General features: G+C 54.2%; 1 protein-coding gene and 1 pseudogene. Both read left to right on the top strand.

Annotated elements, in window-relative coordinates; all coding sequences use genetic code 11:
* A pseudogene (locus AC1DF0_RS32060) lies at positions 1-263 on the top strand (hypothetical protein); the annotation flags it as partial.
* A gap of 44 nt (positions 264-307) precedes the next feature.
* The coding region (locus AC1DF0_RS32055; protein ID WP_477577598.1) for a helix-hairpin-helix domain-containing protein at positions 308-539 on the top strand (232 nt) is incomplete at its 3' end.

Genomic DNA, 539 nt, shown 5'->3' with positions numbered 1-539 from the left:
GACTGCGTCCTGGGGAAAAACTTTACGAAGAGTTGCTGATCGGCGACAACGTGTCCGCTACCCGGCACCCGATGATCATGAGTGCCAAAGAGGACCATTTGCCTTGGGAAGTGCTCAAGCGCAACTTGACGGAGTTGCTGTCTGCCGTTGAGCGGGATGATTATTCGCGGGTTCGCCAACTTCTGCGTGACACTGTCAGTGGTTACGCCCCGGACGGTGAAATCGTCGACTTGATTTACCAGCAGCGTCGCCTCGAACCTTGATTGTTACAACTCTGTAACGGACACATTTTTGACAGAATTGTCCCATGACCAGTGCTTCTATTGCAGCCATTGCTGCACCTGTGGTCAACCCTGATAACGTTACCGCGCCGATGGTGCAAACTACACCCTCGGTGGAGTCTGTAAAAGTTGATCTGAGCGTGGCGGGCGCGACTACCTTGCAGCGTGAACTCTCAGGAGTCGGCGAGGCCAAGGCCAGGGCAATTGTTGCGTATCGCGAGAGTAATGGGCCATTTGCGTCGGTAGATGAGTTGTTGG

It is taken from the genome of Paenibacillus sp. 05T425, assembly GCF_056396205.1.
Note: the sequence above shows the minus strand (reverse complement) of the source record. Positions and strands in the feature narration are given on the sequence as shown.